Here is a 3633-nt window from a genome sequence, read left to right as displayed (position 1 = left end):
AGGGCGCACAGCACAACGGTCAGGAACCTGCGCAAACCCGCCGCGAAGGGAGGCTCGGGGGCGGCCTGTAGCTCAGCCTTGGTGGGGGCTGCGGCGTGGCCGAGCGTGCGCGTGGGCTGTAGCAGGGTGGTGTCTTCATCCGCTGTGGGGTAACCACCCGTGTAGTAGCCGTCTGTGCGGGTAATCCGGGTGTCGACGACTCGGGTCGCGTCCGCCGGGTAGTTTTGCGCGCCAGTACCCGCCGCTGACGAAGCCGCGGCGGTGTTGAGGGCGTTGTTCTGATGTGCTGACTGATCGGGTGAGCGCATGAGCCTAGGGTACCCGCTCACAGTGTTCAAAGCCGATTCAGACCCGCAGAATGCGCCAGAAGCTAAGTTCTGCCTGCACTGCGTGCAAGCTACCCGAGTCGCCAGGCTGACCTGTGCGCAGGCGCATAACCGACCAATCAGGGACAATAGAGATTATGAACTTCTACAACCCCTCCGCAGCGCAGCCGGCACCCGCGCTGGTGGTGCCGCCCGTGCACGAGCGGCAGCTTCCCGGGAAGTCTCAGGAAACCACCGCCACCAACCCCTGGCCCCTCGCCCTGCTCGCGCAGAACCTCAAAAACTACGTAGACAAGGTTCCCGAGCTCTGGGTGGAGGCGCAAGTCGCCTCCCTCAACGGCCGCGGTGGCAACGTCTTCATGGAGCTCAAAGACCTCAATGAAGACTTCTCCTTCACCCTCGCGCTCTTCGGGCGTGCCGGTAGCGGCCTGGCGGCTGATGTGACCGTAGGCGCTCGCATCGTCACCCGCGCCAAGCCGAGCCTGTGGAAGAACGGCAAGCTCTCCCTCATCGGCAAGGAAGTGTACGCGGTCGGCACCGGTAACCTGCACGAGCAACTGCAGCGTCTGCGTGAAGCTCTCGCCGCTGAGGGGCTGTTCTCTGACGCGCGGAAGAAGCCGCTACCCATGCTGCCGAATCGCGTGGGTCTGATTACCGGTCGCGATTCTGACGCGGAGAAGGACGTTATCCGCAACGCCTCCCTGCGCTGGCCCGGCGTGGTCTTCGAGGTGCGCAATACCCGCGTTCAGGGTGAGGGCGCGGCGGCTGAGGTCATTGCGGCTCTCGCCGAGCTGGACGCCCACCCGGAGGTGGACGTCATCGTCATCGCCCGAGGCGGCGGCTCCTTCGAAGACCTGTTGCCTTTCTCTGAGGAAGCGCTCATCCGCGCCGTCGCGGCGGCCACCACCCCGGTGGTCTCGGCAATCGGTCACGAGGCGGACTCCCCCATCCTCGATGCGGTCGCGGATCTGCGCGCCTCCACCCCCACCGATGCGGGTAAGCGCATTGTGCCCGATATTTCGGAGGAAACCGCCCGCATCACCGAGGCTCGCGCCCGCCTGGACCGTGCGGTGCTCGGCTACGTGGGCATGCAGATGAACTACATTGCGCAGCTGCGAAGCCGCCCGGTGCTCACCCACCCGGAGTCCTCCCTGCTCATGCGTGTGGAGGAGCTGAGCCAGCTACGCGAGCGCGCTCACCGTTCGGTGCAGCACCGCTTGGAGCGTGAGTCGGCGACTCTGTCGCATACGTTAGCGCGGGTGCGTTCGCTCTCGCCTGCGCAGACGCTCAACCGCGGCTACTCTATCGTTCAGGATGCCGCGGGCGCTATTGTGCGTGACGCTTCGGCGCTGAGCGAGGGCGAGCAGATTACGGTGCGTGCGGCGACCGGTTCGGCGCAGGCAACCGTGACTTCTACGGATCCCTCAAACATCTCCTAAACCTCGATACCCCTAGTTTTTATCCCTAGTTTTTACCCCTGAAAGGTTCCTCAATGAGCGAGAACATTAGCTTCAACAGCGCCGAGTTGGGCGCACCCGTCGAAACCCTCGGCTACGAGCAGGCGCGTGCCGAGCTGGAGCAGGTCGTGCGCCAGCTGGAGTCCGGCGCCAGCGACCTGGAGACCTCCATCGCCCTGTGGGAGCGTGGCGAGGCGCTTGCCGCCCGCTGCGAGGCGTGGCTGCAGGGCGCGCAGGAGCGCCTGAACGCGGCACGCGGCGCACAGGCAGGTCAGGAGCCTGCAGCGAACTAGCACGCCTCTCTCTCTCTCTCCCCCCCCCCCCCCCCCCCGGCGCGTTGCTCCGTCATCTGGCGCATCGAGCATTCGCGAAGCCGCTAAAAATAGCCTGCCCCGCAGCTCATCAGAACTGCGGGGCAGGCTATTTCTATCTGTCACAAGGCAGAGACAGCAGGGCTAGTGCTTCTGCTTGTAGTCAGCCATGAAGTTACCCAGACGCTCCAGGGCACTGGTGAGGGTCTGCGTATCGGGCAGGAACACCAGGCGGAAGTGGTCCGGGTCCTTCCAGTTGAACGCGCGGCCGTGGCTGAAGAGAATCTTCTGGCTCTTGAGCAGGTCCAGGGCGAACTGTTCATCGTCGGTAATGTCGAAGCGCTCAACATCAATCTTCGGGAACAGGTACAGAGCGCCGTCCGCGCTGGTGCAGCTGATGCCGTCAATCTCGTTGAGCATCTTGTGCGCCAGGGTGCGTTGCTCGTACAGGCGGCCGCCGGGAACAATCAGCTCGTTAATGGACTGGTAGCCGCCGAGCGCGGTCTGGATGGCGTGCTGTGCCGGAACGTTGGCGCACAGGCGCATGGAGGCGAGCAGGTGAATGCCTTCCAGGTAGCTGGAAGCGTCCTTCTTCGGGCCGGTGATAGCGACCCAACCCGCACGGTAACCGCAGACGCGGTATGCCTTGGACAGGCCGGAGAAGGTCAGGCAGAGCACGTCGTCGCCGGTGAGGGTCGCCATGTTGATGGCCTCTGCGCCATCGTAGGTAATCTTTTCGTAAATCTCATCAGAGAACACGACCAGACCGTGTTCGCGTGCCACATCCACAATCTGCTTAAGCACGGAACGCGGGTAGACGGCACCGGTGGGGTTGTTCGGGTTAATAACCACGATTCCCTTGGTACGCTCGGTAATCTTCGACTTAATGTCTTCGATGTCCGGGTACCAGTTGTTTTCCTCATCGCAGAGGTAGTGCACGGGCTTGCCGCCGACCAGCGCGGTGGCTGCGGTCCACAGCGGGTAGTCGGGCATGGGGACCAGGATTTCGTCGCCGGTCTCGCACAGTGCCTGCAGGGTCATCGGGATCAGCTCAGACACACCGTTACCCAAGTAGATAGATTCGGTGTCGAGGTTCATGATGCCGCGGTTCTGGTAGTGGTGCACAATGGCGGTACGTGCCGAGTAGAGGCCGCGGGAGTCAGAGTAGCCCTGAGTTTCGGGCAGGTGACGAATGATATCCATCATGATGGCATCCGGCGCCTCAAAGCCGAAGGGCGCGGGGTTACCAATGTTCAGCTTGAGGATGCGGTGGCCCATCGCTTCCATGCGATTGGCTTCATCCAGAATGGGGCCGCGGATGTCGTACAGGACGTTGCTCAACTTTGAGGACTGACGGTACTTCGTCATGATGATTTACTTTCTAGGGTGATCCAAAATGAATTGTGCTGCGTCATCATCTGCGATGGGGTTGGAACCGCTAGTCAGACGCAACAGGAACGAGAGGTTACCCGTGTCTAATGTAGATGATACGCGGTTAATTGCCGTACGGGCGCTATCTGGCAGGGTACGGCGAATAAT

Annotated in this window: 3 protein-coding genes and 1 pseudogene; 2 read left to right on the top strand and 2 right to left on the bottom strand. The window is 62.4% G+C overall.

Annotated elements, in window-relative coordinates; all coding sequences use genetic code 11:
- Window positions 1–308, bottom strand: a pseudogene (locus QZ540_RS08220) (dehydrogenase); the annotation flags it as partial.
- Window positions 309–463: 155 nt separating this feature from the next.
- Here QZ540_RS08220 and xseA point away from each other — a divergent pair.
- Window positions 464–1765, top strand: a complete 1302-nt coding sequence (gene xseA, locus QZ540_RS08215; protein WP_044150242.1) for an exodeoxyribonuclease VII large subunit — start codon at window positions 464–466, stop codon at window positions 1763–1765.
- 53 nt (window positions 1766–1818) lie between these two features.
- The gene (locus QZ540_RS08210; RefSeq protein WP_049354175.1) at window positions 1819–2076 is read left to right on the top strand and encodes an exodeoxyribonuclease VII small subunit; all 258 of its coding nucleotides are present in this window, start codon (window positions 1819–1821) and stop codon (window positions 2074–2076) included.
- Window positions 2077–2238: 162 nt separating this feature from the next.
- Here QZ540_RS08210 and QZ540_RS08205 read toward each other — a convergent pair whose 3' ends face one another.
- Complete coding sequence (locus QZ540_RS08205; protein WP_005508453.1) at window positions 2239–3462, bottom strand: pyridoxal phosphate-dependent aminotransferase; 1224 nt, start codon at window positions 3460–3462, stop codon at window positions 2239–2241.
- Window positions 3463–3633: the final 171 nt, after the last annotated feature.

It is taken from the genome of uncultured Rothia sp. (assembly GCF_916049665.1).
Classification (GTDB): Bacteria; Actinomycetota; Actinomycetes; order Actinomycetales; family Micrococcaceae; genus Rothia.
Note: the sequence above shows the minus strand (reverse complement) of the source record. Positions and strands in the feature narration are given on the sequence as shown.

Bases quoted from the DNA above. Each gene is read 5' to 3' on its own strand.
- xseA (WP_044150242.1), top strand. From the start codon at position 464: ATGAACTTCTACAACCCCTCCGCAGCGCAGCCGGCACCCGCGCTGGTG.
- QZ540_RS08210 (WP_049354175.1), top strand. From the start codon at position 1,819: ATGAGCGAGAACATTAGCTTCAACAGCGCCGAGTTGGGCGCACCCGTC.
- QZ540_RS08205 (WP_005508453.1), bottom strand. From the start codon at position 3,462: ATGACGAAGTACCGTCAGTCCTCAAAGTTGAGCAACGTCCTGTACGAC.